Consider the following 10,072-nt stretch of genomic DNA (forward strand, 5'->3'; position numbering starts at 1 on the left):
CAGTCGATCAGCCCTTCATGGATTTGAAGAACTCGTCGTTGGTCTTGGTCTGCTTCAACTTGTTGGTCAGGAAGTCGATGGCCGCGACGTCTTCCATCTCGGCCAGCAGCTTGCGCAGAATCCACATGCGTTGCAGTTCTTCCGGGCTGGTCAGCAGCTCTTCGCGACGGGTACCGGAGCGGCGCACGTTGATCGCCGGGAAGATGCGCTTTTCAGCGATTTTGCGGTCCAGGTGGACTTCCATGTTACCGGTGCCCTTGAACTCTTCGTAGATCACTTCGTCCATCTTCGAGCCGGTATCGACCAGGGCCGTAGCCATAATGGTCAGTGAACCGCCTTCCTCGACATTACGCGCCGCACCGAAGAACCGCTTGGGGCGTTCCAGAGCGTGGGCATCGACACCACCGGTCAGTACCTTGCCGGAGCTCGGTACGATGGTGTTGTAAGCGCGCGCCAAACGAGTAATGGAGTCGAGCAGAATGACCACATCCTGCTTGTGCTCGACCAGGCGCTTGGCCTTCTCGATCACCATTTCGGCAACCTGAACGTGACGGGCCGGTGGCTCGTCAAAGGTTGAAGCGATGACTTCGCCGCGCACTGAGCGCTGCATATCGGTCACTTCTTCCGGGCGCTCATCGATCAGCAACACGATCAGGTGCGTTTCCGGGTTGTTGCGGGTAATCGCCTGGGCCACGTGCTGCAGCATCAGGGTTTTACCGGCTTTCGGTGGCGAGACAATCAGGCCGCGCTGACCTTTACCGATGGGCGAGACCAAATCGAGAATGCGGTTCGCCAAATCTTCGGTTGAGCCATTGCCGGATTCGAGAATCAGGCGCTCTTCCGGGAACAGCGGGGTCAGGTTTTCGAACAGGATCTTGTTGCGGGTGCTTTCCAGCGGCTCATAGTTGATCTTGTCGACTTTGAGCAGGGCGAAATAGCGCTCGCCTTCCTTCGGTGGCCGAATCTTGCCCGAGACGGTGTCACCGGTGCGCAGATTGAAACGTCGAATCTGGCTGGGTGATACATAGATGTCATCGGGGCCGGCCAGGTAAGAGGCCGTGGCCGAACGCAGGAAGCCAAAACCGTCCTGTAAAATCTCCAACACACCATCGCCCCAGATGTCTTCGCCGCTTTTAGCGTGACGTTTGAGAACAGTGAAAATCAGATCTTGTTTACGAGACCGGTTCAGATTGTCGAGTCCCATTCCCTTGGCAATTTCCAAGAGCTCGGGCACTGGTTTGGTTTTTAAGTCACTCAGGTTCATAGGGTTTGCGGTTTTTTAGTCTAGGGAAGATGATCGGGCAGGCCGCCCGGAGACGTGGTTGGAAGCGTAGATAAAACAGGTTTAGGGCACTATAGGCCGAGTCGGCAGGGGTGTCCAGAAAAGTTTAGGACCGCCCCCGCAGTATTCAGGGCCGGATCAACCGGCCCGGGCACTCGATCACAGATTACCCTGAATAAATTCAATCAATTGGGTCTTGGACAGGGCGCCGACCTTGGTCGCCACCACTTCACCGCCACGGAACATCATCAGCGTCGGGATGCCACGAATGCCGTATTTGGGCGGCGTGTTCGGGTTGTCATCGATGTTCAGCTTGGCCACGACCATGTTGTCGGCGTATTCAGTGGCCACTTCTTCCAGAACCGGAGCGATCATTTTGCAGGGGCCACACCATTCGGCCCAGTAGTCGACCAGTACGGGCTTGTCGTTGCCCAGTACGTCGGTTTCGAAGCTGTCATCAGAGACGTTTTTAATGTGTTCGCTCATTAGATTCTGTACCGTTCTCTTGGCTGATTAAGTATTGGATAAGTGCGAGCAATGTCGCAATTCGACAGGCAGCCTAACTCAGGAATCCGGCTGCTGTCTATTGGACTGTGGTCAAATGCGACCGGACAGTCCGTTTACTAACAAATGACACCGGCCTGGTCGCATTTCAAGGCTTAATCACAGAAATTCAGTCCCTACCGCCGTTAACAGGCATTTTTTGCCAGTTTTTGAGCGGCGGCGACGGCAAAATAGGTCAGAATGCCATCGGCACCGGCCCGTTTAAATGCCACCAGGCTTTCCATCATCACCGCGTCGAGATCCAGCCAGCCATTCTGAGCGGCGGCCTGGTGCATGGCGTATTCGCCACTGACCTGGTAGGCAAAGGTGGGCACTTGTAACTCGGTTTTCACCCGATGCACAATGTCGAGATAGGGCATGCCGGGCTTCACCATCACCATATCGGCGCCTTCCTGCAGATCCAGCGCAACTTCGTGTAAAGCTTCATCGCTGTTGCCCGGGTCCATCTGGTAGCTGGCTTTGTTGCTCTTGCCCAGGTTGCCCGCCGAGCCGACTGCATCGCGGAACGGGCCGTAATAGCTGGAGGCGTACTTGGCGGAATAGGCCATAATCTGCGTATTGACCTGCCCGGCGGCCTCGAGAGCATCTCGAATGGCACCAATCCGGCCATCCATCATATCGCTTGGGGCAACCACATCGGCCCCGGCTTCCGCCTGGGACACGGCCTGTTGCACCAGAGCAGTGACGGTGACGTCATTCAATACATAGCCGCTGTCATCAATAATGCCGTCCTGTCCATGGGTGGTAAAGGGGTCCAGCGCGACATCGCACATAATGCCCAGCTCTGGGTAGGCGGCCTTGAGTGCTCGGGTGGCGCGCTGCGCCAGCCCGTCGGCATTAAAGGCTTCTTCCGCCAACAGTGATTTCTTGCTGGCTGGCACCACCGGAAACAGCGCCAGCATGGGAATGCCCAGGGCAACCCACTCGGCCGCCGCCTCGACCAGCAAATCAACCGACAATCGCTCAACTCCAGGCATCGACGGCACGGCCTCGCGCTGTTGCTCGCCTTCAAGCACAAACACCGGATAGATCAGGTCATCGACACTGAGACGGTGTTCGCGCACCAGGCGGCGCGAGAAGTCGTGCGCACGCAGGCGGCGCAGGCGGGTCTGGGGGAAATTCCGCAAGGTAAGGCTCCAGCAGGATCAATAAGGAAGTTCGAGTTTAGCAAAGGACAGCCGGTGACAGGAACACCAGTCGCCCCAGGCAGCCTAACTCGCTACAATAGCGGCATTGTCGTATTAGTTGCGTTTCTGATAACTCGAGTTTGAACGTTCGCGCCGCGCTGGGTGCCTGGCACGGATTCCGGCACCGTAGCGAACGGAACGTTCAAACTTGAGTCATCAGAAACGAGTCCATTTACGGTGGTCTGGCAGACATCTACTTGTCAGACTGGCCCGCGGAGAATTCATGTCAGAGAAAGACACAGCCTCATCCGGGAACGGTACCCCTGAAGACACCACGCATTTTGGATATCAGACGGTCGCGACCGGGGAAAAACAGAAGCGCGTGGCGGACGTGTTTCATTCCGTCGCCGCCAAATACGATCTGATGAACGATTTGATGTCGTTTGGGGTGCATCGGTTGTGGAAGAAATACACCATCGAGCTGTCGGGCGTGCGCCGGGGCAACAAGGTGCTGGACATTGCCGGTGGCACCGGTGATTTAAGCTACGACTTCGCCCGCAAGGTGGGGCCGGATGGCCTGGTGGTGCTGGCCGATATCAATGACTCCATGCTGAAAGTGGGGCGTGACCGACTGGCCGACCGGGGCATTGCCGGGAACCTGGAAACGGTGCAGGCCAATGCCGAGTGCCTGCCGTTCCCGGATAATCATTTTGATGTCATCACCATGGCCTTCGGCCTCCGCAACGTGACCCATAAAGACAAGGCTCTGGCCGAATTCAACCGGGTACTGAAGCCCGGCGGCCGGCTGCTGGTGCTGGAGTTTTCCAAGCCGCGTAATGATCTGCTGAGCAAGGCCTACGATGTCTACTCGTTCAAGGCACTGCCACTGATCGGCCGTGCCGTAACGGGTGATCCTGACAGCTACCAGTACCTCGCCGAATCGATCCGCATGCATCCTGATCAGGATACGCTGAAATCCATGATGGAAGACGCCGGCCTGGTGCAGGTGCGCTACCACAACCTGACCGGCGGTATTGTCGCGCTGCACCGGGGTGTGAAGGCATGAGTCTATGGCTGTGGCCGCTGCAGCGGCTGATCAACGATGCGCTGGGCTACGACGCCCAGGCGCAGCGCCGACTGGCTCGCCTGGCTGGGCACAGCATCGTGCTGGCCATGCGTGAGCCGCATATCACGCTGGTGCTATTTATCGATACAGGCACCGAGCCGGACACCGCTCAGATCACGCTCGCGACCGACCCTCCGGCTAACGCCGACGCCCGCGTTAGCGGCAAGGCCCGGGACCTGTTCAGCGTGTTGCGTGCCGAAGACCGGGCTCAGGCCATGATGGCGCACCAGATCGACATTCAGGGCGATACCCGCACCTTCTTTACCTTGCAGGAAGTGATGTCGACGCTCGATATCGACTGGGAAATGGCCCTCGGCGATCGGCTCGGCGATTTGCCAGCGCATGCGCTCGCCGGTGGACTGCGCTTTTTCGGTGGTATGGCCAAAGCCCAGGGGCAGTCGTTTGACCGCACCGTGCGTCATTTTTTGCGCGAAGAAAGCCAGTGGCTGGTACCTGCGTCGCAGTGGCGGGAGCATGCTCAGGCGGTTCACCAGACCCGACTGGGTGTCGACCGACTGGGCGCTCGCATTGCCCGCCTGCGCCAGCGAATGGATGCCGGCGCCGACACTCGGGGTTCATCGTGACGCTGATACGCCTGATACGCATCGCCTGGATTCTGAGCCGCTACCGCCTCGATACCCTGCTGCAGCATCAGCAAGTGCCCTGGCTGCTGCGCTTTGGTCAGTATTTCTTCCCGCCCCGCTGGATCATTCCGGCCAAAGGCAGTGAAGGCCGACGCCTGCGTCTGGCGCTGGAAAGCCTGGGGCCGGTGTTCGTCAAATTCGGCCAGATTCTGTCAACACGTCGGGATCTGTTACCCGCCGAGATGGCCACCGAACTGGCCTATCTTCAGGATCGGGTGCCATCCTTTCCCGGCAGCCAGGCCAGACGGCTGATCGAAGAGGCCCTGGGCGAAAGCGTTGATACCCTCTTTGCCGAGTTTTCTGAAGCGCCCATGGCATCGGCCTCCATTGCCCAGGTGCATGCGGCCACTCTGTCGGATGGCAAGTCGGTGGTGATCAAGGTCATTCGGCCCGGTATTCGCAAAGTCATCAGCAAAGACCTGCGCCTACTGGACCTGATGGCCCGGCTGGTGACGACCATTCCTGATGGTCGCCGCCTGCGCCCGGTAGAAGTGGTGGAAGACTTCCGGCGCACCATTCTCGATGAACTCGACCTGTTGCGCGAGGCTGCCAATATGGCTGCGCTGCGGCGCAATTTTGAAGGCTCGGGCTCGTTGTACATACCCTGGGTACACTGGGATTACACGCGCAAGAATGTGCTGGTAATGGAGCGCATCAGTGGCATTCCGGTATCGGATATCGACGCCTTGCACGCCGCTGGCATCAACATGAAAGTTCTGGCCGAGCGCGGCGTTGAAATTTTCTTCACCCAGGTGTTCCGGGATTCGTTCTTCCACGCCGACATGCACCCCGGCAACATCTTTGTCAGCCGCGAGCACCCGGAATCGCCACAGTACATCGGTATTGACTGCGGCATCGTCGGTTCGCTGTCGCGTGAAGATCAGAGCTATTTAGCCCAGAACCTGTTGGCCTTTTTCAACCGGGACTATTACCGCGTAGCCGAACTGCACGTTGAATCCGGCTGGGTCCCCGCCCACACCCGGGTCAACGAATTCGAATCGGCGATACGCAGTGTTTGCGAACCCATTTTTGAAAAGCCGCTGGCCGAGATTTCGTTCGGCCTGCTACTGGTGCGCCTGTTCCAAACGGCACAGCGCTTCGACATGACGGTGCAGCCGCAGCTGGTGCTGCTGCAGAAAACCTTGCTGAACATCGAAGGTCTGGGCCGGCAGCTCTACCCGCAGCTGGATTTGTGGGCAACCGCCAAGCCTTTCCTGGAAAACTGGGTCCGCGAACAGGTCGGCCCCAAGCGTTTTATCAAAACGCTGCAACAGCACGGCCCGAGCTGGCTGGCAAAGGCACCGCAAATGCCGGACCTGGTGCACGATACACTGCTGAACCTGCGCAAAATAGGCGGTGTCGAGCAACGCATCGCCGCCCAACTGGAAGCCGGCCGGAAGGAACGCAAACAGGGTCAGCGCCGTTTTGTTCGGCGGCTGGGAGCGGCTCTGTTGCTGGCCGGTGTGATCCTGATCCCCCAGCCAGCACTCTGGCTGCAAAGCCTGTCGACTGGCCAGTGGGTCGGTTTGGCCGTTGGGGCTATTTTATTACTGTGGCCGTAGTTAAGTTTCAGGTTCAACGTTTGCACATTGCGAGCGGCGGGTGCCGGTGATGCCTCTGCGGGGGAGTCCGCAACATGGATGTTGCGGTCTAGGCCCCATGGATGGGTTCACGCCGACCCCGCAGAGGCATCACCGGTAGCCGACGCGGACCATAGCCACTGATTAAATAATCGCTGCAACAAAACGTTAAAGGTTGTGTCATATGATGGACGTTCTGCAACAATTGGCCGACACTCTGGAGGCCCGCAAGGGAGCCAGTGCGGATGATTCTTACGTAGCCTCCCTGTATGCCAAAGGGTTGGATAAAATACTGGAAAAGGTCGGGGAAGAGTCGGTAGAGACGATTTTGGCGGCAAAAAACGCGGCCGCCGATGCCTCATTGAGCGACAAGGTCATCTCAGAGACGGCCGATCTGTGGTTTCATACACTGGTCATGCTGGCTGCGCTGGATCTGTCGCCCGAGGATGTAACCGATGAGCTGGCACGGCGCTTCGGATTGTCCGGACTGGACGAAAAAGCATCGCGCTCAACCGATTGAGCACTTGACCTGGCCCCCGGTCTGAGCGCAAATAGAGTGACATTATCAATAAGCCACCGGCACTCGGGGGCTGAAGACATTTCAAGAGGATAGCATCATGGGTTTTGGCGGCATTTCTATCTGGCAACTGTTAATTGTACTGGCCATCGTACTGCTGATTTTTGGCACCAAGCGCCTGAAAGGTCTGGGCGGTGACATGGGCAGTGCCATCAAGAGCTTTAAAAAAGCGGTGAACGAGAACGACGAGGAAACCGTCGCGTCCGAACAGAAATCTGAGGACGAGAAAAAAGCAGCACTGGAAAAGAAAGACGCCCAGTTTGCTGAAACCGAGCAGGAAACCACCAAGAAAACCGATACCAGCGCCCACTGAACCGGGTTCGCGCATCTGTTTTACGGCCTGGCTGCTGGCTGGGCGGCCGCCACTGATCTGTTGAGAGCTCACTATGTTCGACATCGGTTTTACCGAATTGCTGCTGCTGGCCGTTATTGGCATGGTGGTCATCGGGCCCGAGCGACTGCCGGGCGTGGCGCGTACGCTGGGGCGTACCATTGGCAAGGCCCGGCGTTTTATGACTGGGTTGCAAAACCAGCTCGAACAGGAAGTACGGCTGGATGAACTGAACAAGAAAATCATCGCCGAAACCAAGGGTCAGACGTTCAAGAACAACGATGAACCGGCGTCGGGCGAGGCGCGCCATGAAGACGAAGACGCCGAGGTACCGTCCATAGCCCCCCGTTCTGCACTGGATGAAACCGCCAGAGCGGAACTCGAAGGCGATATAAAGGCCGAGGCGGCGCTGAGACGCAAGGTGACCAATGACGCGGCCGCCAGAGCCCGTGTTCCCCAGGATACCGACCTGACAGACACCTCCGGAACCTCAGAAGCTCCCACCAACCCAAATACCAGGCCCGACGATGAAGTCCGAAAACCCTGAAGATTCCACCATGCCGCTAGTCGCGCACCTGAAAGAACTGCGCGACCGCATGATGCGCTCCATCGCTGTTGTTTTTGTGGTCTTTATTGGTCTGTATTTCCTGGCTGGTGACCTCTACATGATTTTGGTCAAACCGCTGGAAGTGCTGTTGCCCGAAAGCGGTCAACTGATCGCTACCGGCGTGACCTCCCCGTTCTTCGTACCGCTGAAACTGACCATTGTGCTGGCCGTGTTTATTTCTGTGCCGTATTTGCTGCACCAGATATGGGGCTTCATCGCGCCAGCCCTGTACAAGCACGAGCGCCGGGTGGCGGTGCCGTTGTTCATCTCCAGTGTGTTGTTGTTCTATGCCGGGGTCAGTTTCGTGTACTTCGTCGTGCTGCCGCTGGTGTTCGGGTTTTTCACCTCGGTCGGGCCGGAGAACATCAACCTGATGCCCGATATCGGCAATGTGCTCGATTTCTGTTTGAAGCTGTTTTTTGCCTTTGGCATCGCGTTCGAAATTCCAATTGCGACCTTTTTGCTGGTGCGGGCGGGCATTGTCTCGGTCGACTCGCTCTCGGCAAAACGCCCTTACATCTTCGTCAGCTGCTTTGTGTTCGGCATGCTGGTGACACCGCCGGATGTGATCTCGCAAACCATTCTGGCAGTGCCGATGTGGTTGCTGTTTGAACTCGGCCTGGCGTTCGCCCGCCTGATTCCCAAAGCCAAAATTGAAGAAGCGGCTGAACTGGACTGATTAGGTTGGCCGGTCCGTCTTGTCGGGGTCGTCTTCATCGACGACTTCGCCTTCTATTACCCGGTTACCCCTGCTTCCAGGGCGTTGCCCGCCCGCCTGGCCCTGGCGACGCTGGGCCTCTTCATAGGCTTTTTTGAACCGCGATGCGAACAGCGGCCTGCCTGTTATCTTCATCTTAACGGCGTTAATGATGGCCAGGCCTATGCCAACGGCGGCCAGCGCCAACACCAGAAACAGCCCGATCCAGAAAAAGAATACCAGCAGGGCAAGCCCAATGATGGCGGCGAGAATGCGCACAAACGGTGACATAGAATCTATCCTGAATGATGTGTGTATCGACCTTGCCATAACGGACCTCACTGTGGTCTTTTAACGACGGCCTGTAAAAAGATGCGGTTAGCTTTTCACAAAACAACGTCGTTTTCAGGGCCAAAGGTCATAATTTGCCCGCAGTTTACGCCCTGAAGACACTGAATTCACGCTCCGTCGAACACAATAACGAGCCTAACAGGGAGAAACGACATGGCAGAAACCCCCATTCGCTGGGGCATACTCGGCGCCGGTAACATTGCTTACAAACTCGCGAACGCAGTCGCGCAGGACCCGGACAGCGTGCTGGTATCGGTCGCCTCCAACACGCCTGGCAAGGCCAACACCTTTGCCAGCGCCGTTGGAATAACGGCCGATGATAGCTACCAGACCCTGGTCGAACGAACCGACATCGATGTGGTGTACATCGCCACCACACACAATTTCCATTACGACAACGCCGTGCTGGCGCTGAACAACGGCAAATCGGTACTGATCGAAAAGCCCTTTACCGTCAATGCCGATCAGGCCCGTAAACTGGCGGAGCTTGCCGGGGAGAAGGGGCTGTTCCTGATGGAAGCCATCTGGACCCGATTTCTGCCCACCATGATCAAGCTCAAACAGCGGTTGCAAAACCACGCCATTGGCGAAGTGCAACATATGAACCTCACCTTCGGCGGCTTCGCGCCTGACAAATACCGCCCCCGTTTGATTGATCCGAACCTGGCCGGTGGGGTAACGCTCGATATGGGCATCTACCCGATCAGCTTCGTCTGCTATCTGGCGGGCGAGCTGCCCATTGAGGTTCAATCGCTGTGTCAGTTCAGCGACACCGGCGTAGATGAACGCGCTACCTACCAGTTTCGTTTCGCCAGCGGCATGACTGCCTCCATCGCCACAAGTTTCAACCTGAAAATGAAACAGGAAGCCATGCTTTACGGCACAACCGGCTACATCGAATACCCGGATTTTCAAGCCGGCAGTGCCTTTGCCATTCACCATCATGGTGGCACCAACGAGGTCGATGACATTACCGCCGTGCAGCTCGATCAGTGTGAAAACGGTTTTGTCTATCAGGTAGCCGAGGTGGTGCGCTGCCTGCGCGCCGACGAACTTGAAAGTCCGGTGATTCCGCTCCAGGAAACCGTGGCGATCATGGCACTGATGGACCGCATGCGCGAGCAATGGGGTCTGCGTTATCCATTTGAGTAAGAGAGTCCTGAGCTGGATAGTCAGTTTTCGCGGG

At 57.4% G+C, this 10,072-nt stretch carries 12 protein-coding genes; 8 read left to right on the forward strand and 4 right to left on the reverse strand.

Features of this window, described 5'->3' with window-relative positions:
- Positions 1–7 precede the first annotated feature (7 nt).
- The 3 genes from rho to hemB all read right to left on the reverse strand — a co-directional run bounded on the left by rho (position 8) and on the right by hemB (position 2,973).
- Entirely contained in the window at positions 8–1,264 is a 1,257-nt protein-coding gene (gene rho / locus WEB54_RS16735) for a transcription termination factor Rho (RefSeq protein ID WP_368053600.1), read from the reverse strand.
- Between the two features lie 177 nt (positions 1,265–1,441).
- Positions 1,442–1,768 carry a thioredoxin TrxA gene (gene trxA, locus WEB54_RS16740; protein ID WP_028670236.1) on the reverse strand — a complete coding sequence of 109 codons (327 nt, stop codon included), beginning with the start codon at positions 1,766–1,768 and terminating at the stop codon, positions 1,442–1,444.
- Between the two features lie 203 nt (positions 1,769–1,971).
- Positions 1,972–2,973, reverse strand: a complete 1,002-nt coding sequence (hemB, locus tag WEB54_RS16745; RefSeq protein WP_368053602.1) for a porphobilinogen synthase — start codon at positions 2,971–2,973, stop codon at positions 1,972–1,974.
- Between the two features lie 283 nt (positions 2,974–3,256).
- Between hemB and ubiE the strand changes: the two genes are divergently transcribed.
- From ubiE to tatC, 7 genes are all read left to right on the forward strand, one after another.
- Positions 3,257–4,039 carry a bifunctional demethylmenaquinone methyltransferase/2-methoxy-6-polyprenyl-1,4-benzoquinol methylase UbiE gene (gene ubiE, locus WEB54_RS16750; RefSeq protein ID WP_368053604.1) on the forward strand — a complete coding sequence of 261 codons (783 nt, stop codon included), beginning with the start codon at positions 3,257–3,259 and terminating at the stop codon, positions 4,037–4,039.
- The gene (locus tag WEB54_RS16755) at positions 4,036–4,683 is read left to right on the forward strand and encodes an SCP2 domain-containing protein (protein ID WP_368056762.1); all 648 of its coding nucleotides are present in this window, start codon (positions 4,036–4,038) and stop codon (positions 4,681–4,683) included. The genes ubiE and WEB54_RS16755 overlap by 4 nt, the downstream gene beginning before the upstream one ends.
- The gene (ubiB, locus tag WEB54_RS16760) at positions 4,677–6,305 is read left to right on the forward strand and encodes a ubiquinone biosynthesis regulatory protein kinase UbiB (protein ID WP_368053612.1); all 1,629 of its coding nucleotides are present in this window, start codon (positions 4,677–4,679) and stop codon (positions 6,303–6,305) included. The genes WEB54_RS16755 and ubiB overlap by 7 nt, the downstream gene beginning before the upstream one ends.
- A 202-nt stretch (positions 6,306–6,507) precedes the next feature.
- Positions 6,508–6,843, forward strand: coding sequence for a phosphoribosyl-ATP diphosphatase (locus WEB54_RS16765; protein ID WP_368053608.1), 336 nt, complete (start codon positions 6,508–6,510; stop codon positions 6,841–6,843).
- 97 nt (positions 6,844–6,940) lie between these two features.
- Positions 6,941–7,213, forward strand: coding sequence for a twin-arginine translocase TatA/TatE family subunit (tatA, locus tag WEB54_RS16770; protein WP_368056763.1), 273 nt, complete (start codon positions 6,941–6,943; stop codon positions 7,211–7,213).
- A 73-nt stretch (positions 7,214–7,286) separates the two neighbouring features.
- Complete coding sequence (gene tatB / locus WEB54_RS16775) at positions 7,287–7,778, forward strand: Sec-independent protein translocase protein TatB (protein ID WP_368056764.1); 492 nt, start codon at positions 7,287–7,289, stop codon at positions 7,776–7,778.
- Positions 7,759–8,517 (forward strand): twin-arginine translocase subunit TatC, encoded by a 759-nt coding sequence (tatC, locus tag WEB54_RS16780; RefSeq protein ID WP_368056765.1) that lies wholly within the window; start codon positions 7,759–7,761, stop codon positions 8,515–8,517. The genes tatB and tatC overlap by 20 nt, the downstream gene beginning before the upstream one ends.
- Here the strand turns inward: tatC and WEB54_RS16785 are convergent, their stop codons facing one another.
- A complete protein-coding gene (locus WEB54_RS16785; protein ID WP_368056766.1) occupies positions 8,518–8,826 on the reverse strand; it encodes a hypothetical protein in 309 nt (102 codons plus the stop codon). It abuts the gene before it with no gap.
- A 213-nt stretch (positions 8,827–9,039) separates the two neighbouring features.
- Here WEB54_RS16785 and WEB54_RS16790 point away from each other — a divergent pair, with 213 nt between their 5' ends.
- The gene (locus WEB54_RS16790; RefSeq protein ID WP_368056767.1) at positions 9,040–10,038 is read left to right on the forward strand and encodes a Gfo/Idh/MocA family protein; all 999 of its coding nucleotides are present in this window, start codon (positions 9,040–9,042) and stop codon (positions 10,036–10,038) included.
- Positions 10,039–10,072 lie beyond the last annotated feature (34 nt).

Origin of the sequence: Saccharospirillum sp. (genome assembly GCF_040881935.1) — a bacterium.
Classification (GTDB): Bacteria; Pseudomonadota; Gammaproteobacteria; order Pseudomonadales; family Natronospirillaceae; genus Saccharospirillum.

Coding starts and splice junctions, on each gene's coding strand:
- WEB54_RS16790 (WP_368056767.1), top strand. CDS start 9,040: ATGGCAGAAACCCCCATTCGCTGGGGCATACTCGGCGCCGGTAACATT.
- tatB (WP_368056764.1), top strand. CDS start 7,287: ATGTTCGACATCGGTTTTACCGAATTGCTGCTGCTGGCCGTTATTGGC.
- tatA (WP_368056763.1), top strand. CDS start 6,941: ATGGGTTTTGGCGGCATTTCTATCTGGCAACTGTTAATTGTACTGGCC.
- trxA (WP_028670236.1), bottom strand. CDS start 1,768: ATGAGCGAACACATTAAAAACGTCTCTGATGACAGCTTCGAAACCGAC.
- WEB54_RS16785 (WP_368056766.1), bottom strand. CDS start 8,826: ATGTCACCGTTTGTGCGCATTCTCGCCGCCATCATTGGGCTTGCCCTG.
- WEB54_RS16765 (WP_368053608.1), top strand. CDS start 6,508: ATGATGGACGTTCTGCAACAATTGGCCGACACTCTGGAGGCCCGCAAG.
- tatC (WP_368056765.1), top strand. CDS start 7,759: ATGAAGTCCGAAAACCCTGAAGATTCCACCATGCCGCTAGTCGCGCAC.
- WEB54_RS16755 (WP_368056762.1), top strand. CDS start 4,036: ATGAGTCTATGGCTGTGGCCGCTGCAGCGGCTGATCAACGATGCGCTG.
- ubiE (WP_368053604.1), top strand. CDS start 3,257: ATGTCAGAGAAAGACACAGCCTCATCCGGGAACGGTACCCCTGAAGAC.
- rho (WP_368053600.1), bottom strand. CDS start 1,264: ATGAACCTGAGTGACTTAAAAACCAAACCAGTGCCCGAGCTCTTGGAA.